Source organism: Fructobacillus tropaeoli (assembly GCF_016860625.1).
GTDB classification, from domain to species: domain Bacteria; phylum Bacillota; class Bacilli; order Lactobacillales; family Lactobacillaceae; genus Fructobacillus; species Fructobacillus tropaeoli.
This window is the reverse complement of record NZ_BOJU01000003.1, coordinates 204,903-225,357: the sequence shown is the minus strand read 5'-3', so window position 1 is coordinate 225,357 and position 20,455 is coordinate 204,903. Positions and strand designations below refer to the sequence as shown.

Genomic DNA, 20,455 nt, shown 5'->3' with positions numbered 1-20,455 from the left:
GGTGTTGACGAAAGCGTCTTACCTTGATATACTAATATAGTTGTTTGATAGAGATATCAAGTAACGACTGACCATGGCTCGTTGGTCAAGTGGCTAAGACGCTGCCCTTTCACGGCGGAATCGAGAGTTCGATTCTCTCACGAGCTACTATTAAAGTCGCAACTTCGGTTGCGGCTTTTTTGTTGTCTAAAAAAGCAAAGAAAAAACCGCTGATTTGACTGGAAAGGCAAGAAGTTTTTAAGCCTTTTAGTGATGTCATCAGCGATTCTTACTATAATTTTTACTTTTCTGGTTGTGCCAGCTTGTTAACTGGTGGGTTAAATTCACGCATCGCTTCTGCAAGGTGAACTAAGCTGGTAATCAAGCGTTGGTTAGGAGCTGGTACGCCGTTCTTTTCGGCTAAATCAGCCAAGTAGCCATTGATGTAGTCGACTTCCGTTGGACGGCCCTTAACAAAGTCTTGGTACATAGAAGGGAAGTGGAGTGGGTTACCAACGCGGGAAACGTAATCCACTTGTTCCAGCATTTCTTGTTCCGTTTCAATCAATTCAATACCGGCAGCCTTTGTCCCTGCATAAACTTCTGCGACCAATGGAGCGGCAATCTTTGAAACGAAGTCCTTGTATTGAATCAAGTGACCCATACGAGCCTGGAACATGGTAGCAATTGAATTTTCAACTGCGTTAAAGGCTACCTTGGTGAGCAATGTTCCCATAAAGTTTTCAGAATATGAAGGATTCAATCCGGCTGCTTGGAAATCCTTTTGAACTTCATCCATAACCTTAGAAGGCTTTTGGGTCAAGTTCGCATATACGGAACTTGTTTCCCCAATAAAGTCGACATCTCCAAAGTTGTTCAAAATAGTGGCAATCATGGCTGTTCCACCAATAATGTGCTCATCGTCAAAATATTCTTGAATCTTTTCAATGTGACCCATACCGTTCATGGCTGCCAAAGCGGTTTGTCCCTTTTGGAACTTAGGTTGCAAGCGCTTCAACGCATCTGCTAACTGCATTTGCTTCATGAAGAAAATCCAGACATCTGGGGTACCTTCATATTCTTCTGGTGAATAAATATTCACCTTAATTGGCGTCTTGTCTTCGTGGTCAACTGATCGGTAAACCACGTCGCCTTGCGCCTTAATGACGTCAACAGAACCTTGTGTTGGTTCGACAAAATCAACGTCGAGGCCAGCTTCTTCTTGCAATAAGAGGCCATAACGAAGGCCCATCGCACCCGCACCAACAACAGCATATTTCATATTGATTCCCCCTTAGTGTGAAAACATTCTAATCTTTTTCTCATAATATAACAATAAAACAAGAATCCTGCAAGTCGAGTTTGATTTCGTTATAATGGAAAGGTTAATAACTAGAAAGAGAAATAGAAGCCATGGAAAAAGAAATTTATTTAACCGGCGATCGCCCAACCGGAAAACTACATATCGGTCACTATATCGGATCTCTGAAGAATCGGGTGGCCATGCAAAATTCTGGGGAATTTGATCCCTATATCATGATTGCGGATACCCAAGCCTTTACGGATAATGCGCGTAATCCTGAAAAAATCAGACAATCATTGACGGAAGTTGCCTTAGATTATTTGGCTGTTGGATTGGACCCAAAGAAATCAACTATTTTTGTCCAGTCTCAAATTCCAGGTTTAGCTGAATTAACGATGTACTTTATGAATTTGGTTTCATTAGGACGGTTAGAGCGTAATCCAACAGTCAAGACTGAAATTCAACAAAAGGGCTTCGGGGAAGGGATTCCTGCTGGGTTCTTAACGTATCCAGTTTCTCAAGCCGCAGATATCACCATTTTTAAGGCAAAAAAGGTCCCAGTTGGTGACGATCAAAAGCCGATGATTGAGCAAACACGTGAATTAGTTCGTTCATTCAATAATGCTTATCAAAAAGATGTTTTTGTTGAGCCTGAGGGCGTTTTCCCACCAAAGGGACAGGGCCGTCTTCCTGGAATTGATGGAAATGCGAAGATGTCAAAGTCATTGAATAATGGGATCTACCTTTCTGATGATCCAGATACTTTAGCTAAGAAAGTCAAGTCAATGTATACCGACCCAACACATATTCGTGTTGAGGACCCGGGACATGTTGAAGGCAACGTCGTCTTTACCTATTTAGATATTTTTGACCCCGATCAAGGGCGAGTACAAGATTTAAAGGAACAGTACCAGGCTGGGGGCTTAGGTGATATGAAGCTTAAGAAACACCTATTGGACGTGATGGAAGCTGAATTGGCACCGATTCGTGAGCGCCGGTTAGAGTACGCACAAAACATGGATCAGGTATTAGCCATGTTGAAAAATGGCTCAGAAAAAGCAAATCAAAGAGCTGAAGAAACCATGAAAGAGGTTCGAGCAGCCATGGGTATCAATTATTTTAATTAAGAACAATTCTTGATTACAATAGTTGCACTTTGCTTTTTTTTATTACATGACGTAAACTCTTTTACATAAGAATGTTATTTATTTATCGAAGAGGACCGTCTTGTGTTAATATCGCCATTAAAAAAGAGACCATATTTGTCAAAGTGCTTTTTAGCACTTTTTATTATTCTATCGATTATGCTGCGCTTCAATAGTGGCTTTTTAGAATTAATGGACACTGTTTTTGCCATTATAGCCCAAGAAATTGCTAGTCATTTCTTATTTTTAGCAGGCCCTGCTAATGTGATGGGAAGTTTGTGGTTTATTTGGTTAGTTAATATTTTCTGGGCGTTTTTCATTCGGTCTTTGGGCTTTAAAGTTGGCTCTTGGTGGGCGATTAACGTGACCACAATTTTCTTTATCAGTATGATTATTTGGTCGGCAATAGTTTTCTTAACCTGGAATCACGGGTTAACTTTAGATCAAACGATGCCTGATTTATCATTGGCAATGTGGGCCTTGTTTTTCTTTGAATTTGACAACATCCTAGTTCGTCGATTTCACGTGGCCCACTGGGTCAAGACCACCATTCAGACCGTCTTTGTGTTAACGTGGATTGTGTTAGCTGGCAATAAGATGGTTGGTAGTGATTTGTCCTTTACCACGGTGTTGGGCGCTTTCTTACTGGCCTATATTTACTTCCGTTTAGCTGCTAAGGTTTACTTAAAGCACGTTAAAAGTTGGTTAGTCATTTTTGCAGTTGACGGTGATATTTAAATTGTGTTATGGTAGGAACAACAAACAAAGAGGTCGCAACTAAAATGAGTAGCCCTGAAGAGTCTGGCCAAGACAAAGACTGAGGGTGAAAGGTGCAGTTGCCGAAAGGAAATTTTGCGTCAAAAATTTTCCTTGGGCCGGTGAAGAAGATTCATCGGACTGTCGTTTTTAACGGTGCGCTTTGCTAATCATTGCTATCATTATTGAACGAATTTACCGCCTGTTTTTGTTTTGTGACAAAAACGGGTTTTTTTATTGTTTGAAATTCATATGAAGGAGTCATGCAAATGGCTGAACAAGATCAAAATGCCATCCAGCAGGAATTGAAGACACGTCATGTCTCCATGATTGCCTTGGGTGGATCAATTGGAACGGGGCTCTTTTTGGCCTCTGGAGCAACGGTATCACAAGCTGGACCAATGGGCGCCATTACTGCCTATTTGGTGATGGGTGTCATGGTTTACTTCCTGATGACTTCACTTGGTGAAATGGCAACTTATATGCCAACTACTGGTTCGTTTTCAGAATACGGTAATCGTTTTATTGAACCAGCTATGGGCTTTGCCCTTGGGTGGAATTACTGGTTTAACTGGGCGATTACCATTGCGGCTGAAGTCTCGGCGGTTGGTTTGGTCGCGCAGTTCTGGCTGCCTCACGTACCGGCTTGGGTTTTCTCAGCGATTGTGTTGGCACTGATTTTCTTTATTAATCTCTTTTCCGTTTCGACTTTTGGTGAAACTGAATTTTGGTTGTCGACAATCAAGGTTGTGACGATTGTCTTCTTCTTGATTATTGGTGTCTTGACCATTTTTGGGGTTATTCACTCAAATCAAAACGTCATGCATAACCTGTCTGTTGGTAACCACGGTTTTGTTGGTGGCTTCCAAGGTGTCTTGTCGGTTTTCTTGGTTGCTGGTTTTTCATTCCAGGGAACAGAAATGGTGGGGATTACTGCTGGTGAAGCAAAGGACCCATCAAAATCAGTGCCAAAGGCGATTAACTCAGTCTTCTGGCGGATCTTGTTGTTCTATATCGGTGCCATCTTTGTGATTTCTGCTTTGGTGTATTACAAGGATCCAAATTTGTTGTCAGCTGCTAATAACAACGACATCACGGTTTCACCATTTACGATTGTCTTCAAGAATGCTGGTATCGCTTTTGCCGCCTCATTAATGAACGCAGTTATCTTGACGTCAATTATTTCAGCAGCGAATTCAGCTACTTATGCAGCTAACCGAACACTTTACGCCTTGGCCAAGAAGGGTCAGGCACCAAAGGTATTTTCAAAGTTGTCAAAATTTGGTGTGCCTTGGGCATCCCTATTGTTAACGGTCTTCGTTGGCATGTTTGCTTTCTTGTCAGACATTAAGGGTGGTAGTGAAGCCTACACTTGGTTGGTTGCTGCTTCAGGTCTGTCTGGCTTTATTGCCTGGCTAGGAATTGCCTTAGCACATTTGCGCTTCCGTCGTGCCTATGTTCGCCAAGGTAAGGACTTGAACAAGTTGGTCTATAAGGCACGCTGGTTCCCATTTGGTCCGATTTTGGCCATTGTTTTGTCAATCGTAGTGATTGTTTTGCAAGACCCAACTTCCTTTACTCACTTTGATTGGGAAAAGATTGGCATGACTTATCTGTCAGTGCCAATTGTCGTGATTCCATACATTGTCTATAAGATTGTTAAGAAGTCAAAGTTGATTCCTTTAGATGAAATTGATTTGGATTCAAAGGCTGAACATTAAAAATTGGTTATTCAGCCGGATTTCGGTTGGGTAGGTTATGTTTCTTAATTAATAAAAGAGCTTCCACCTTTAGGGTGGAAGCTCTTTTTGTGAAAGAAATCAGTGCTAATAGGTTAATCGCTCATTTCAGCTAAATCAAGAATAGAATTTGAGAAAAGATAGATAAAGCGTTGAGCAAAAATGTCAGGCTTAACAGGCTCTTCTTGCGTGAGCCAGATACTGATGGCGGCCATGACTTGGTTAATCGTAAGTTCAGCAAGTGTTTGTGAGGTTAACTCATGTTGGTTTCCGTTTGCACCATCAAAGTAGGGGATGAGCATGTCGATGTACTGTTGATTTAAGTAGGGACGCCAGGCTGGATCTGCTACTTTTGAATAAAAAACACCAAGGAATTCATGTTTTTCATAAAGTGATGGAATAACGTTTTCAGCGAAAAAATTTAGTAATTCTTTGAAGGAATGGTTTTTGTCATGAAAGGCAAAGCACTTTAACTGTTGGTATGGTTTATTATCAACGTAATAATGCAGTGATTGCGTTAATTCCTCAATATTTTGAAAATGATTTTTGTAGATAGCTTGTCTGGAAACACCTAATTCTTCAGCGATTTTGGCTAATGAAATATCTTTTGTACTCTCAGCGACTCGGGCGACCTTCAGGTATGCGTAAAAAATGCGTTCGGTTGTCACGGGTTGGGGATTTTCCATGGTGTCCTTTCGATTAAATGAAAATTAATATTGTGGATTATTGAACATTATACCATCTCGGGGGCTGATAAAATGGTCTTTTTAGAAATTGATTGACAGTTGTGGTTAACACCTGACAACCAAAAGCCCTTGAAAAGAGTGGACAAAACTCGGTAGAATGTAACTGTTGTGACACTGTTATGTCTTTTATTTATAGCAAAGAGGAGAGACTTTGTGAAGAGGCAGAGCGGTCCGCGTGATGTCCGTGCGTCGTTTCACTTAATCTGCATTGGTGAGAGATGAAAGGACCAGTTGGGGCAACGATTAAACTCCTTGGTCCTTTTAAGGTGCATAACTTTGTTGATTAGCAAATCAGTAATTGGTGAACTGCAAGTATACATAGGTTTGAAGGTCCACAACAAAATATTTTTCAAGAAAAGGATTGACCGAAGATGAGAGCGGTCAATCCTTTTTCTTTTTTGTTGTCTGGGGATAATTTACCCAATTAATCAATTTAAATATTTATATTTTTTTAATTTATTTAAAATGCATATTAAGGCTGATTTAACCGGTTTTTGATAACAATTTTTGCTGAATTTTAAAGAAGGGACTCTTGACTTTGATTGACAGAAATGGCCACTTTCCGTATAGTGGATACTTAGTAAAAGTCTTAACAAAGTTCATGGATCCATGACATAGCACCGTTTTCGAACAGAAAGGGACCTAACGATGGCATATCAAGAAAAGAATCGCCGCAAAATTTTACTTCTCCTCCTCATGGGCCTTTTGGCCTTCTCTTTAGTGATAGTCGATATCTATCATGGCTTTGGCACCCTGTCCTTTTTAGGGACGAATGTAGCAAGTCAGCAGCCGGAATTGGCAGGCGTCGTCTTGAAGATGCGCTTAACTCGAACGCTGACAGCGGCCTTAGTTGGCGCGTCTTTGGGATTAGCAGGATTGTGTATGCAGAATATGCTGAAAAATCCAATTGCAACCCCCTTTACCCTGGGTTTGTCATCGGCGGCTAGCTTTGGCGCCTCGCTGAGCATCCTATCGGGTTTTCCCTTTGTCTTTGGGCAGGCGAACGTTCAGGCCAGTGCCATTTTTTTTCTGCTTTTTGGGCAGTGCTGTTATTTTGCTGATTTTTTCAGCTGGCCAAGTGAGTATGAACACGATTATCTTAGTTGGGACTGCGATTAATTTGTTCTTTACTTCTTTGCAGGAGTTATCCAAGTACTTTGCTAGCGAGCGGAATGCCCAACGAATGACGACCTGGAGCCTTGGTGATTTATCAAAGTCTTCCTGGGATAGTGTCTTAGTGGTCTTTATTGTTCTCTACATTGTGCTGGTACTGATTTATCGGCAAAGTTGGGAAATGAATCTCGTGCAGCTGTCTGATGAAAGCGCCCAGTCGATGGGTGTCAACGTCAAAAGAACGCGTCTTTTAATTTTCTTTGCTTCGGCGCTGGTAACGGCTGTGGCGATTTCCTTTGTTGGGACGATTGGTTTTATCGGTTTGATTGCGCCACACTTTGTCAAAATGCTTGTCGGTAACGATGCCAGATTTACAATTATCGGTTCGGCCATTATGGGTGTGGTGGTTTTGTTGTTGGCGGCGGTTGTTTCCAAGGCGTTGATTCCCGGTACGATTATCCCGGTCGGCATTATTACTAGTTTGGTCGGTGTGCCGTTTATGTGCCTAGTGGCCATTCGAAAGGGGCAACGCTCATGACGATTTTAGTAGAGAACCTAACGGTTCAAAAGAAAGCGAAGCCAATCCTAAAAGATGTGAATTGTCGTTTTGAGGATGGACACTTATCAACCATTATTGGTGTCAACGGCTCCGGGAAAAGTGTCTTTCTCAAGGCGCTATTGGGTTTTGAGAAAAAAGATGGGCAAGTGACTTTTGAAAAAGACCATAAAATCTCCTATATCCCGCAAAAGGTCACGGCCGACCAATATTTTACGGTTTTTGAATTTATTTTGTTGGGGCTGTACGGTGACTTGGATTTTCGCGTGAACGACGATCAGTTGCAGGCGATTGAATCGGTCATGGATGAATTAGGAATTGGCGATTTGGCAGACCAACAGTTTGCTGACCTTTCCGGCGGCCAACAACAGCTGGTGGTCTTGGCGCAGGCCTTGGTCCGGCAGCCAACGGTTATTATTGCGGACGAACCCACGTCTGCTTTGGATATTAAAAAGCAGTTACAGTACTTGCAAACGCTGCAACGCTATGTTCATCGCCACCAAATTGTGGGCATCATCGTTATCCATGATTTGACCCTGGCTGCCCGGTTTTCAGACAGCCTCTATCTGATGCAGGGCGGTCAGCTGATTTCTGCGGGGGATCCGGACCAGGCTTTGCAACAGGAACGGTTAGAGGATTTGTATGGCGTTGAATTAGAAATGAAGGAAACGGTCGATCAACACTTAGCCATCATTCCTTTGCGACCGATTGAGGAGGGTTCACGATGAAAATCAGAAAAGCTCTCTCTTGGAGTATTGTTGTTGCCGGCTTTTTCCTCGGCATTGCGGGTATTAAGGCGTTGGAAGGGTTGGAAGACCGTCAGCGGGAAACAACGACAGTGGCGACGCGAGTGATTGAGGATGTGCGCGGCCGGAAGGTGCGAGTGCCTAAAAAGGTTACACGAGCCTACTACCCTTACTACTATCAAAACTTGTTATCAGTTGCTGGGCCGGATGCCTTTGAAAGGGTGGTGGCGACATCGACTTTTGATACGGCCAATTATTCCGGTGTTTTGTATAATCTCTTGAAAGAACGGTCTGCGGGCTTTGACCAAGTCCAAGACGTTGGTTCAACTCTGAAGGGTAGTTTCGATATTGAAAAACTGATTGCCCTGAATCCCGATGTTGTCATTTTGGCTAACTACCAATATGATGGGATTGGAGAAGCCAATATTAAGCACTTAGACGAGTTGGGGATTCCGGTTGTCTTCATTGACTATACTGACCTAAGCCCGGCCGCCCATTACCAATCAACAACCATCCTTGGTCAGGTCTTTGATACACAAAACCGCGCCAAGGCGCTTAATCAGAATTATCAACGCCATATCACCAATGTGGCGCAGCGGTTGAAGTTGGTGAAGGAAAAGAAGCGAGTTTATGTGGAACAGCGGTCCTCAGGCGCTTCCTTTGCCGAATACGGTAAGGCATATGGCGATGGCATGCTGATGGGCACCTTGGCCAAAGCGGCCGGAGCAGATAATATCTACCGTGACCAAATTAAGACCACGGGGGATGTCAATCCTGAGTTCTTGTTTGCACAGGACCCGGACGTAATCTTCATCGATGGTACCAACTATGCCGATCCACGTTCGGTTTCCTTAAAAGTTGGTTATGGTATTAGTCCAAAGGAAACGCAGCAGAGTTTGGCAAAATTAGTAGCGCAACGGCCTGGCTTTAGCCAGCTCAAAGCGGTTCAAAGTGGCCAGTTGTATGCTTTAGATAATCATTTGATGCGGACGATGAAGGATTATGTCTTAATAGAGTATATGGCCAAAAGTTTGTATCCAGAACTCTTTACTGATTTGAAACCCGAAAAGAATTTGCAAGACTTTAATGAAAAGTATTTGCCTGATTTGGCAGATAAAGATTCTTTCTTGGCCCAGTGGGACATGGAAAAATCATAACGAAGTAAGTTTAAATAAAAGGTAAGGTGAAACCCGCGAGCGTAGCGGGATTAGGCCTTGCTTTTTTCTTTGATAATCGGTACAATAGTAGTCAGAAACACTGTAAATAAATATGGCAGTTGGTGATCTCTTGTCCACTCAACGCCCTTATATCAGGCAATGCCCGCTCTTGGCGACAAAAACGTGGCTTGCTTTTTTTGTGCCTTATTGGCCGAAATAAGGGCTTGATTTCGCAAATTGTAATCAAATTGTAATATTTTCCCTAGTAAACAGTGAATAACAGACGAGGTGATACTGTGGCAGGACATTTAGTAAATTATGGTAAATATCGTACCCGCCGATCATACGCCAGCATTAAAGAAGTGTTGGATCTTCCAAATTTGATCGAGGTACAACTGGCATCCTACCAATGGTTCTTAGATGAAGGAATCAAGGAGATGTTTAACGACATCATGCCAATCGAAGACTTCCAGGGTAACTTGTCTTTGGAGTACGTGGACTATCAATTGATGGAACCAAAGTACAACATCGATGAAGCTCGTGAACACGATGCGAACTACTCAGCACCATTGCACGTGACGTTGCGTTTGACGAACCATGAAACTGGTGAAATCAAGTCACAAGACGTCTTCTTTGGTGATTTCCCATTGATGACTGAACAAGGAACGTTCATCATCAACGGTGCCGAACGAGTAATCGTTTCACAGTTGGTTCGTTCACCTGGAATCTACTACAACCAAGAAGCTGACAAAAATGGTCGCCCACACTTTGGAACAACAGTTATTCCAAACCGTGGGGCTTGGTTGGAATACGAAACAGACGCAAAGGGAATTGCCAACGTTCGTATCGACCGGACACGTAAGTTGTTGATGACGGAATTGGTCCGTGCCCTTGGTTTCGGTTCAGATTCTGATATCATCGATATCTTCTCAGACGGTTATGACGCCTTGAACATGACTTTGGAAAAGGATGTTCACAAGAACATGTCTGACTCCCGTGTTGAAGAGTCATTGAAGGACATCTATGAACGCTTGCGTCCGGGTGAACCAAAGACAGCTGACTCATCACGTGCTTTGTTGGTGGCTCGTTTCTTCGATCCAAAGCGTTATGATTTGGCACCAGTTGGTCGCTACAAGATTAACAAGAAGTTGTCATTGAAGACGCGTTTACTGAACCAGACTTTGGCTGAAACATTGGCCGACCCTGATTCTGGCGAAATTATTGCTGAAAAGGGAACGCTTGTTGATAAGGCTGTCATGGCTAAGTTGGCACCGTTCTTGGATCGGGAAGACTTTAAGACAGTTACTTATATACCATCCGGTGATGCTGTCTTGCAAGACGAAGTGGTCTTGCAAAAGATTAAGATTGAATCACCTGAAAACCCAGACAAGACTTTGCTTTTGATTGGCAACGGACACTTGCCTGAAGACGAGCATAATGTTCGTCCAGCTGATATCTTGGCAGGAATGAACTACTTCATGAACTTGCAAGAAGGTGTTGGCCAGGTTGATGATATCGATCACTTGGGAAACCGTCGTATTCGTTCCGTTGGGGAATTGTTGCAAAATCAGTTCCGCATTGGTTTGACACGAATGGAACGAGTTGTTCGCGAACGGATGTCAATCCAAGATGCTGCGACTGTTACGCCACAGCAATTGATTAACATTCGTCCAGTTGTTGCAGCAGTGAAGGAATTCTTTGGTTCATCACAGTTGTCACAGTTCATGGATCAGACAAACCCATTGGGTGAAATGAACCACAAGCGTCGTCTGTCAGCCCTTGGTCCTGGTGGATTGACTCGTGACCGTGCCGGTGTTGAAGTTCGAGATGTTCACTACACGCACTATGGTCGAATTGACCCAATTGAAACGCCCGAAGGTCCTAACATCGGTTTGATCAACTCTTTGGCCACTTATGGTCGTATCAACAAGTATGGCTTTATTGAAACACCATACCGTCGTGTTGATTGGGGAACTCACAAGGTTACCGAAAAGATTGATTACTTGACGGCCGACGAAGAAGATAACTATATCGTTGCCCAAGCCAACACGGAATTGGAAGACGATGGTTCATTTGTTCATAAGACTGCCATGGCCCGTTACGGTGAAGAAAACATCGAAACGCCAATCGAAAAGATTGACTATGTCGATGTTTCGCCAAAGCAGGTTGTCTCAGTCGGAACGTCTGTTATTCCTTTCTTGGAAAACGATGATTCCAACCGTGCTTTGATGGGTGCCAACATGCAGCGTCAGGCCGTGCCTTTGCTCGACCCACATGCGCCAATTGTTGGTACTGGTGTTGAATATAAGGCTGCCCACGATTCTGGTGCTGCCATTATCTCAACTGCTCCAGGAGAAGTTGAATACGTTGATGCCAAGGAAATCCGTGTCCGTCGTGAAGATGGTCAATTGGATACCTACGAATTGATGAAGTTCCGCCGTTCAAACGGTGGTAAGAACTATAACCAAAAGCCAATTGTGAAGGTTGGGGAACAAATCGATGACGACCAGGTCTTGGCCGATGGTCCATCAATGGAAAAGGGTGAATTGGCCCTTGGACAAAACCCAGTTATTGCCTTTATGACTTGGCATGGTTATAACTTCGAAGATGCCATCGTCTTGAACGAACGCTTGGTTCGTGAAGACGTTTATACATCAATTCACATCGAAGAATATGATTCAGAGGCTCGTGATACAAAGCTTGGCCCTGAAGAAATCACACGTGAAATCCCGAATACTGGTGAAGAACAGTTGAAGGACTTGGACGAAAACGGAATTATCCGTGTTGGTGCCGAGGTTAAGGATGGCGACATCCTGGTTGGTAAGGTAACACCAAAGGGTGTGACTGATTTGTCAGCCGAAGAACGTTTGTTGCATGCCATCTTCGGAGAAAAGGCTCGTGAAGTTCGCGATACTTCTTTGAAGGTACCACACGGTGGTGGCGGAGTTGTGCAATCCGTTCGAATCTATACACCTGAAAATGGTGATGAATTGGCTCCTGGCGTGAACATGATGGTTCGTGTTTACATCGCTCAGAAGCGTAAGATTCAAGTTGGTGACAAGATGGCCGGTCGCCACGGAAACAAGGGTACTGTTTCAGTCGTTGTTCCTGAAGAAGACATGCCATACTTGCCAGATGGAACACCAATCGACATCTTGCTGTCACCCATGGGTGTGCCATCACGTATGAACATTGGACAGGTTTTGGAATTGCACTTAGGATTTGCTGCTAAGAAGTTGGGCATCCACGTAGCTTCCCCTGTCTTCGATGGTGCTTCAGATGATGAAATCGAAGAAGCATTGGCCGAAGCCGGTTTGCCACAAGATGGTAAGTCTGTTGTTTATGACGGACAAACTGGTGAAGCCTTTGACAAGCGCGTCGCCGTTGGTGTAATGCACTATATGAAGTTGGCCCACATGGTCGACGACAAGATTCACGCCCGTTCAATCGGTCCTTACTCTCTTGTTACGCAACAGCCATTGGGTGGAAAAGCTCAGTTCGGTGGACAGCGTTTCGGAGAAATGGAAGTTTGGGCTTTGGAAGCCTACGGTGCTGCCTATACCTTGCAAGAAATCTTGACTTACAAGTCAGATGATGTTGCTGGTCGTGTCAAGGTTTATGAATCAATCATCAAGGGTGACGCAATCCCTAAGCCAGGTGTGCCGGAATCATTCCGTGTCTTGGTGAAGGAATTGCAAGCCTTAGGTCTTGACATGCGTGTCTTGGACCAAGAAGGTGAAGCCGTTCAATTGAAGCAGATGGATGAAGATGACTCAGTCTTGCCAGTTGATGCTTTGGAAAAGTTGGCTCGTACGAACCCTGATTTGCTTAACCGCGATGACGAAGAAGTTAAGGTAGCCTTTGATAAGGTAGAAGAAGACGCTGGTCAAAATTCTACTGATGAACAAGAATAATTAAAAGAAAGGTGACCGAATAGATGGCAATCGATGTTAATAAATTCGAGAGTATGCAAATCGGTCTGGCCTCACCTGATCAAATCCATGACTGGTCTCATGGAGAAGTCAAGAAGCCAGAAACGATTAACTATCGTACTCTTAAGCCTGAAAAAGATGGTTTGTTCGATGAACGAATCTTTGGCCCAACAAAGGATTACGAATGTGCTTGTGGAAAGTACAAGCGGATCCGTTATAAGGGAATCGTCTGTGACCGCTGTGGTGTTGAAGTTACTTCTGCCAAGGTTCGTCGCGAACGCATGGGTCACATTGAATTAGCTGCCCCAGTTACCCACATCTGGTATTTCAAGGGAATTCCATCACGGATGGGATTGGTCTTGGATATGTCACCACGATCATTGGAAGAAGTTATCTACTTCGCTTCTTATGTCGTTGTTGAACCAGGGGATGCTCCTGTTGAAAAGAAGCAATTGTTGACTGAACGTGAGTACCGTGATTACAAGAAGGAATTCGGTGCAAACTTTAAGGCCGGCATGGGTGCTGAAGCTGTGAAGGAATTGTTGGCCAATGTTGATTTGGCTGGCGAAGCCGATGCTTTGAAGCATGAATTGCAAGAAGCAACTGGTCAAAAGCGTGTTCGTGCGGTTCGCCGTTTGGACATTATTGAGGCCTTCTTGCAATCAGACAACAAGCCAGAGTGGATGGTCATGGATGTTATTCCAGTTATCCCACCTGACTTGCGTCCAATGGTTCAATTGGAAGGTGGCCGTTTTGCCACTTCTGATTTGAACGATTTGTACCGTCGTGTTATCAACCGTAACAACCGTTTGAAGCGTTTGTTTGACTTGCATGCCCCAGGCATCATTGTTCAAAACGAAAAGCGGATGTTGCAAGAAGCCGTTGATGCCTTGATGGATAACGGTCGTCGTGGCCGTCCTGTTTCTGGTCCTGGTAACCGTCCTTTGAAGTCTTTGTCTCACATGTTGAAGGGAAAGCAAGGACGTTTCCGTCAGAACTTGTTGGGTAAGCGTGTTGATTACTCAGGACGTTCTGTTATCGATGTTGGTCCATTCTTGAAGATGAACCAAATGGGATTGCCACGTCCAATGGCAATCGAATTGTTCCGTCCATTTATCATGCGCGAATTGACGAAGCGTGGCCTTGCTGGCAACGTGAAATCAGCTAAGCGTAAGATTGATAAGGCCGACGAAGACGTCATGGACGTTTTGGAAGACGTTATCAAGGAACATCCAGTTCTTTTGAACCGAGCACCTACATTGCACCGTCTTGGAATCCAGGCCTTTGAACCGGTCTTGGTTTCAGGAAAGGCAATGCGTTTGCACCCATTGATCTGTGAAGCGTATAACGCCGATTTCGATGGTGATCAGATGGCCATTCACGTGCCTTTGTCTGATGAAGCGCAAGCGGAAGCTCGTTTGCTGATGTTGGCCGCAGGCCACATCTTGGCACCAAAGGATGGAAAGCCAATCGTTGCTCCTTCACAGGATATGGTGATTGGTAACTACTACTTGACGACTGAAGAAGCTGGTCGTGAAGGCGAAGGCATGATCTTCTCATCTGTTGATGAAGCTCGCATCGCTTTTGCTAACAAGTTAGTTCACTACCAAACTCGTGTTGGTATTCAAACTTCTTCATTCTCAGAAAAGAAGCCATTTACTGATGACCAACGGTCAAAGATTATGGTGACGTCAGTTGGTAAGCTGATTTTTAACGAAATCTTGCCAGTTGAATTCCCATTCATCAACGAACCATCTGATGATAACTTCCAAGGAGTTTCTGATGACTTCTTTATGGAACCAGGGGAGAACATTCACGAATTCTTAGCAGATCGTGAAATCATTAAGCCATTCAAGAAGGGCTTCTTGTCTGACATCATCGCGGAAGTCTACAAGCGTTACAAGGTGACGGAAACGTCATTGCTTTTGGACCGCATGAAGGACTTGGGTTATGATATTTCAACTCAATCTGGTTTGACTGTTGCCATGACCGATGTTACGGAATTGGCTGACAAGCCAAAGATTTTGGCTGATGCGCACGCTGAAGTTGAACAAGTAACGAAGCAATTCCGTCGTGGTTTGATTACAGATTCAGAACGGTACCAACGTGTTATTGATATCTGGTCAAAGGCCAAGGATGTTATCCAAGACGAATTGATGGCTACTTTCGACACTCGTAACCCTATCTACATGATGCAGGATTCAGGTGCTCGTGGTAACATTTCAAACTTCGTTCAGTTGGCTGGAATGCGTGGTTTGATGGCCGGACCTGGTGGTAAGATTATCGAATTGCCAGTTACATCAAACTTCCGTGATGGTTTGACTGTTATGGAAATGTTTATCTCAACTCACGGTGCTCGTAAGGGTATGTCTGATACGGCCTTGAAGACGGCCAACTCAGGTTACTTGACTCGTCGTTTGGTTGATGTTGCTCAGGACGTTATCGTTCGTGAATACGACAATGGCTCTGACCGTGGTGTTGCTGTTAAGGCTATCGTTGATGGTAGCTCAGTGGTTGAACCATTGTACGACCGAATTCTTGGTCGTTACGCTATGAAGACTGTCTTTGATCCTGAAACAGGTGAAAAGATTGTTGCCCGCAACGAAATGATTGATGAAGATGCCGCTAAGAAGATTGATGCTGCTGGTATCGAAGAAGTCACTATCCGTTCTGTCTTTACATCAACGACAGAACACGGTGTTTCTGTCTTGGATTACGGACGTAACTTGGCTACTGGTGAAGAAGTTGAAGTTGGTGAAGCCGTTGGTACTGTTGCCGCCCAATCAATCGGGGAACCTGGTACGCAGTTGACCATGCGTAACTTCCACACGGGTGGAGTTGCCGGTGGAAACGATATCACGCAAGGTTTGCCTCGTGTGCAGGAAATTGTTGAAGCTCGTATCCCTAAGGGACGTGCTGAAATTTCTGAAGTAACTGGTAAGGTTACAACTATTGAGGAAAATCCAGCCGAACGTACAAAGGAAGTCACAATTGAAGGTGAGACTGATACTCGCACCTACACATTGCCTTTGGCTGCCCGGATGCGCTTTGGTGAAGGCGACATGATTAACCGTGGTGATGCCATCAATGAAGGACCAATCGATCCAAAGGAATTGTTGGCCGTAACGGATACTTTGACTGCTGAATCATACATGTTGTCAGAAATCCAAAAGGTTTATCGTTTGCAGGGTATCGAAGTTTCCGATAAGCACATCGAAGTTATGATTCGTCAGATGTTGCGTAAGGTTCGTGTCATGGATCCAGGTCAGACTGATTTGTTGCCTGGAACTTTGATGGATATCGCTGATTTCAAGCGGGCTAACGAACCAGCGTTGTTTGCTGGTAAGGTTCCTGCGACTGCTCGTCCTGTCTTGCTTGGAATTACAAAGGCTGCCTTGGAGACTAATTCATTCTTGTCAGCTGCCTCATTCCAAGAAACAACGCGTGTCTTGACGGATGCTGCTATCCGTGGCAAGAATGATCCACTTGTCGGTTTGAAGGAAAATGTTATCATTGGTAAGATTATCCCTGCCGGTACTGGAATGGCTGAATATCGTAAGATTAAGCCAGAAGTTGTTGGTGAAGTTGTTGACCAACCAGAAGAAAAAGACATTCAATCTTTGGACCAAGTTGCCCAAACAATTGATGGTCAAGACTAAAAGAATCATGGGAAAACCAGCGAAAGCTGGTTTTTTTATTGTCCAAAGTCTCGGAGTACGGTAGACTAGGAGTAGATTTAAAAACGAGGCAAGCATGAAAAAAGTAAAAATTGACTGGATTGATTGGATCCAAAAGCTGAATAAAAAACAACTTTGGGCAACGGCGGTCATTCCGGCAGTGCTCCTATTAGTCTTGTTATTGGTCCGCATTGAAACCGGTAACGAAGCCTATAATCAAAACTGGTTTGTTTATTTCTTTGCGGTCCTTTACGCTGCCGCGTTTAGCCCGATTGGGGAACAAATCCAATTCCGTTTGTTTCCACAATCGATTCCGCATAACCAATACCAGGTGACCACTTGGTCGCAATGGAAACAGGCGATGATCACGGCTGCTGTTTTGATGATTATTTCGCTTTTATTTTGGCCAATTCAAAAGCAGGGCGAGATTGCGATTCACCTGATTGCGGCGATTATTGTTGGCTTTTTGTCAATGTGGACAATTCGGATGGTGCAGGGAATGCGCCAAGAAAAGAAAAATAAGCGTTAAGTTAATCACTCGTTATCAGTCAGTGAGCTCACGACTGGAGCGAGTGTTTTGCCTTGTTAAATGAATGTTACTTAGGCTCTAATTTGGTAAAATCAGGACAAAAAGAGCCTGATTACTTGTTGGGTCAGAACAAACTTGGTACTGTCTAGGTGTCGCTAGCCTGGTTGGACCAAACTGAAAAGAGATATTGAATGGAACAACTTGACTATGAACAGATGAATGGGCTGTCTTTAGCCTACATCGGTGATGCGATTTATGAATTAACGGTCCGCAATCATTTGGTCGCCATGGGATTAACAAAAGTAAACGACTTACAGAAAAAGTCACGGCACTATGTCTCGGCCAAAGCACACGCTGCCTTGTACCAATTGATGGAAGATGATCAATTGTTAAAGGAGAATGAGTTAACTTACTTTAAGCGTGGTCGCAATGCCAAATCATATACTAAGGCTAAAAATACCAACGTTGTGGCATACCGGATTTCAACTGGTGTGGAAGCGATGATTGGCTACTTGTACTTGTCTAAGCAAGAAGAGCGTTTACAAACGATTATGGAATGGATTTTCGACCAAGTGGAAAGCGGGAGAACGAACAATGTCTAATGAGCAAGCACCAGCCTTTATTTACGGTCACCATGCCGTTGTTGAGGCTTTAAAACAAAAAACAGCAATCAACAAGTTGTGGCTACAGCCAGGTCTGCAGCCAAAGGTAGAGCGGGAAGTTAGCCAATTAGCTAAGCAACAGGGCATTGTTATCCAACAGGCACCGAAAGCAAAGTTGGATGAGTTAGCCGATGGTGGTAATCACCAGGGCTTGGTTTTGTCAGTGGCTGCCTTTACTTATGCTAGTCTAGACGACTTGTTTGACAAGGCTAAGAGCAAAAATGAGGATCCTTTTTTCCTGATTTTGGATGAAATTGAAGATCCCCATAACCTAGGATCCATTTTGCGAACGGCTGATGCTGCTGGTGTTCATGGTGTGATTATCCCCAAGCGTCGGGCAGTGCAACTGACTGGAACGGTGGCTAAAAGTTCTACTGGTGCCATCGAGCACGTACCGGTTTGTCGCGTGACGAATTTGGTGCAAACGGTTAAGACATTGAAAGAACGTGGCGTTTGGATTTTTGGCACTGACATGGCCGGACAGGATTATCGGACATGGGATGCCAAGGGTGCTACGGCTCTAGTTATTGGAAATGAAGGAAAAGGGATTTCGCCCTTACTGAAAAAGCAGGTTGACGGTATGTTAACCATTCCAATGATTGGTCATGTTCAGTCGTTGAATGCCAGTGTGGCCGCTAGTTTATTAATCTATCAAGGATATAGCTCAAGACACCCTCTCTAAGGGGCCTTGTGTTCACAAAGCCCCCTGCGAAAAGGAGGCTTTTTTGATGGAAAAAATACAATTGCGGGAGGGGAGCCACGAGGTGCTCTTAGCACAACAAGGTGATGAGGAGGCCTTTGTAACCCTCTATCGTCGTCATGTGGGCATGGTTTGGTTGGTCTACGGTAACTATTTGACCAATGTTTGCCGCGCCGATGATTGGGAGGCTGATGCCCTTGAAGCCACGCTGCACTGCCTAAGGCGTTACGATGTGCAAAAGGCTCGGGCCAAGTTTTCGACCTATTTAATGGCTGCCTTGCGTAATCGGGCGATTGACTATCTTCGCAAGCAAAATACAAAACAGGAGCAGTTTAACCGTGCCATGACCCATTTTGATGCCGGTCAGGATTTGCCTGTTGTTATTGCTGAGCCAACGGGAACACCGGAACAACAATGCATTGCTCGTGAAACTCTAGCGGAAGTCTTAAACTGTCGCAAAAGCGAAGTGGCGCAAATTATTAGTTTTTTAATTGGTGATGGAAAAATCTTATTAAAACCGCATGAATCAAATCACCAAGTGACGAGGGTTCAATATCGGTTGAAACAGGCCTATTTACGTCGACTCCATGAGTGAATGTTGAAAATTAGGCCTAAAGATGCTATGATGCTAGTTAGTGAGGTAACTTTATGCCAAGTCAAAAAGCATCATTGGCCTGTGAGGTCTGTGGATCAAGAAATTACACCGTTACCCTGGCAAAGGGGCGGGTTGAGCGCTTGAGCGTGAAAAAGTTTTGTCCCCATTGCGGAAAGCATACGCTCCACCGAGAAACAAAGTGAGGTAGTGAACCATGATTACATACTTTAAAAATGTCGCTGCAGAAATGCGCAAAGTTTCTTGGCTGTCAATGGAACAAACGACAAAGGAAACGGTTGCTGTGATTAGCATTTCAATCGTTTTTGCTATCATTATCGGTGCATCAGATTGGCTCCTACAACAAGGTGTCAATTTGTTCTTGGCACGATAAGTCGTAATATAGTATACTAAAGGCAGTTAGAAGAGTCAGCGGACTCTTTTTTATTTGCAATTGAAGGAGGAAGGGCATTCGCCCAAAATAACCATGACTGAAGAAATCGAAAAGGCTTGGTTCGTTGTCCACACATACTCAGGTTACGAACACAAGGTTCAAGCAAACTTGGAATCACGAACACAAACAATGGGAATGGCTAACCAAATTTTCCGGATTTTGGTGCCAGAACAAGAAGTTTCAACTGTTCAAGATGGTGAAGTAAAGACTTCCATCGAAAATGATTTCCCTGGTTATGTCTTGGTTGAAATGGCCACTCCACAAGATGGCAATATGACCGATGAAGCTTGGTACGTTGTTCGTAACACACCGGGCGTTACCGGATTCTTGGGTTCTCACGGAGCCGGATCAAAGCCAAACTCTTTGTTGCCTGAAGAAGTTGAATTGTTGATGAAGCGAATGGGTATGACTGGTCAAGCAACTGTTGACTTGGACATTGAAGTTGGCCAAACCATCAAGATTGTTGCTGGCCCATTCAATGGTATGGAAGGAATTGTCCGTGCGATTGATAATGAAAAGCAGGAAGTTGAAGCAACAGTTGAAGTCTTCGGCCGTGAAACACCAACTGAACTTGGTTTCAATGATATCGATACAAACTTCTAATTAAAGTTTAGAGCCGTTACAAATGCTTTTGTTAACGGGTTTTCAGGAAAAACGTCCTTTACTTGG

General features: G+C 44.0%; 18 protein-coding genes, 1 tRNA gene and 1 riboswitch. Of the genes, 17 read left to right on the top strand and 2 right to left on the bottom strand.

All coding sequences use genetic code 11. From position 1 onward, the window contains the following. Nucleotides 1-75: 75 nt before the first annotated feature. Nucleotides 76-147, top strand: a tRNA-Glu gene (locus tag FT12353_RS05255). A gap of 133 nt (nt 148-280) precedes the next feature. Here FT12353_RS05255 and FT12353_RS05250 read toward each other — a convergent pair. Continuing rightward, nucleotides 281-1,261, bottom strand: a complete 981-nt coding sequence (locus FT12353_RS05250; protein ID WP_059394055.1) for a ketopantoate reductase family protein — start codon at nt 1,259-1,261, stop codon at nt 281-283. 131 nt (nt 1,262-1,392) lie between these two features. Here FT12353_RS05250 and trpS point away from each other — a divergent pair, with 131 nt between their 5' ends. From trpS to FT12353_RS05235, 3 genes are all read left to right on the top strand, one after another. Then, nucleotides 1,393-2,409: a tryptophan--tRNA ligase gene (gene trpS / locus FT12353_RS05245; RefSeq protein ID WP_168778877.1), complete on the top strand. Its 1,017-nt coding sequence runs from the start codon at nt 1,393-1,395 to the stop codon at nt 2,407-2,409. Between the two features lie 135 nt (nt 2,410-2,544). Beyond that, on the top strand, nt 2,545-3,165 hold the full coding sequence (locus tag FT12353_RS05240) for a hypothetical protein (RefSeq protein WP_059394057.1): 621 nt from the start codon (nt 2,545-2,547) through the stop codon (nt 3,163-3,165). Nucleotides 3,166-3,184: 19 nt separating this feature from the next. Beyond that, nucleotides 3,185-3,355: riboswitch (Lysine riboswitch) on the top strand. Between the two features lie 97 nt (nt 3,356-3,452). Beyond that, a complete protein-coding gene (locus FT12353_RS05235) occupies nt 3,453-4,904 on the top strand; it encodes an amino acid permease (protein ID WP_059394058.1) in 1,452 nt (483 codons plus the stop codon). Between the two features lie 113 nt (nt 4,905-5,017). On the opposite strand, the gene FT12353_RS05230 is transcribed toward FT12353_RS05235, so the two are convergent. Then, entirely contained in the window at nt 5,018-5,608 is a 591-nt protein-coding gene (locus FT12353_RS05230) for a TetR/AcrR family transcriptional regulator (RefSeq protein WP_168778875.1), read from the bottom strand. A gap of 708 nt (nt 5,609-6,316) precedes the next feature. Between FT12353_RS05230 and FT12353_RS08710 the strand changes: the two genes are divergently transcribed. The 13 genes from FT12353_RS08710 (at nt 6,317) to nusG (ending at nt 20,389) form a co-directional block, all read left to right on the top strand. Beyond that, nucleotides 6,317-6,787 (top strand): iron chelate uptake ABC transporter family permease subunit, encoded by a 471-nt coding sequence (locus FT12353_RS08710; RefSeq protein WP_203618965.1) that lies wholly within the window; start codon nt 6,317-6,319, stop codon nt 6,785-6,787. After that, complete coding sequence (locus FT12353_RS08705; protein ID WP_203618963.1) at nt 6,684-7,319, top strand: FecCD family ABC transporter permease; 636 nt, start codon at nt 6,684-6,686, stop codon at nt 7,317-7,319. The genes FT12353_RS08710 and FT12353_RS08705 overlap by 104 nt, the downstream gene beginning before the upstream one ends. Beyond that, nucleotides 7,316-8,065, top strand: coding sequence for an ABC transporter ATP-binding protein (locus tag FT12353_RS05215; protein WP_203618961.1), 750 nt, complete (start codon nt 7,316-7,318; stop codon nt 8,063-8,065). The genes FT12353_RS08705 and FT12353_RS05215 overlap by 4 nt, the downstream gene beginning before the upstream one ends. Further along, nucleotides 8,062-9,240 (top strand): ABC transporter substrate-binding protein, encoded by a 1,179-nt coding sequence (locus tag FT12353_RS05210; RefSeq protein ID WP_059394062.1) that lies wholly within the window; start codon nt 8,062-8,064, stop codon nt 9,238-9,240. Before FT12353_RS05215 ends, FT12353_RS05210 begins: the two co-directional genes overlap by 4 nt. 296 nt (nt 9,241-9,536) lie before the next feature. Beyond that, entirely contained in the window at nt 9,537-13,154 is a 3,618-nt protein-coding gene (gene rpoB, locus FT12353_RS05205; RefSeq protein WP_203618959.1) for a DNA-directed RNA polymerase subunit beta, read from the top strand. 23 nt (nt 13,155-13,177) lie between these two features. After that, nucleotides 13,178-16,831 (top strand): DNA-directed RNA polymerase subunit beta', encoded by a 3,654-nt coding sequence (gene rpoC, locus FT12353_RS05200; RefSeq protein ID WP_059394063.1) that lies wholly within the window; start codon nt 13,178-13,180, stop codon nt 16,829-16,831. A gap of 94 nt (nt 16,832-16,925) precedes the next feature. Then, a complete protein-coding gene (locus tag FT12353_RS05195) occupies nt 16,926-17,378 on the top strand; it encodes a hypothetical protein (RefSeq protein WP_047974804.1) in 453 nt (150 codons plus the stop codon). 191 nt (nt 17,379-17,569) lie between these two features. Beyond that, nucleotides 17,570-17,980 carry a Mini-ribonuclease 3 gene (locus FT12353_RS05190; RefSeq protein ID WP_047974803.1) on the top strand — a complete coding sequence of 137 codons (411 nt, stop codon included), beginning with the start codon at nt 17,570-17,572 and terminating at the stop codon, nt 17,978-17,980. Next, nucleotides 17,973-18,722, top strand: a complete 750-nt coding sequence (gene rlmB / locus FT12353_RS05185; protein WP_047974802.1) for a 23S rRNA (guanosine(2251)-2'-O)-methyltransferase RlmB — start codon at nt 17,973-17,975, stop codon at nt 18,720-18,722. The genes FT12353_RS05190 and rlmB overlap by 8 nt, the downstream gene beginning before the upstream one ends. A 46-nt stretch (nt 18,723-18,768) precedes the next feature. Next, complete coding sequence (locus FT12353_RS05180; RefSeq protein ID WP_059394064.1) at nt 18,769-19,335, top strand: RNA polymerase sigma factor; 567 nt, start codon at nt 18,769-18,771, stop codon at nt 19,333-19,335. A gap of 53 nt (nt 19,336-19,388) precedes the next feature. Next, nucleotides 19,389-19,538, top strand: coding sequence for a 50S ribosomal protein L33 (gene rpmG, locus FT12353_RS05175; protein WP_083994448.1), 150 nt, complete (start codon nt 19,389-19,391; stop codon nt 19,536-19,538). Between the two features lie 11 nt (nt 19,539-19,549). Continuing rightward, nucleotides 19,550-19,726 (top strand): preprotein translocase subunit SecE, encoded by a 177-nt coding sequence (gene secE, locus FT12353_RS05170; protein WP_059394065.1) that lies wholly within the window; start codon nt 19,550-19,552, stop codon nt 19,724-19,726. Nucleotides 19,727-19,819: 93 nt separating this feature from the next. After that, a complete protein-coding gene (gene nusG / locus FT12353_RS05165; protein ID WP_047974799.1) occupies nt 19,820-20,389 on the top strand; it encodes a transcription termination/antitermination protein NusG in 570 nt (189 codons plus the stop codon). Nucleotides 20,390-20,455: the final 66 nt, after the last annotated feature.